Genomic DNA, 248 nt, shown 5'->3' on the forward strand with positions numbered 1-248 from the left:
AGCCGTTTTTCCATTTCAGGCGCATAACGCTGAACCCAGCGGTAAATCGTGGAGTGATCGACATTCACTCCGCGTTCAGCCAGCATCTCCTGCAGCTCACGGTAACTGATGCCGTATTTGCAGTACCAGCGTACGGCCCACAGAATGATGTCACGCTGAAAATGCCGGCCTTTGAATGGGTTCATGTGCAGCTCCATCAGCAAAAGGGGATGATAAGTTTATCACCACCGACTATTTGCAACAGTGCC

General features: G+C 51.2%; 1 pseudogene. It reads right to left on the reverse strand.

Annotation, left to right across the window (positions count from 1 at the left end):
• Nucleotides 1–185, reverse strand: a pseudogene (locus F0Q32_RS25925) (IS6 family transposase); the annotation flags it as partial.
• Between the last annotated feature and the right edge of the window lie 63 nt (nucleotides 186–248).

Source organism: Pseudocitrobacter sp. 73, from assembly GCF_008369545.1.
In the GTDB taxonomy this organism is placed as follows: domain Bacteria; phylum Pseudomonadota; class Gammaproteobacteria; order Enterobacterales; family Enterobacteriaceae; genus Pseudocitrobacter; species Pseudocitrobacter vendiensis.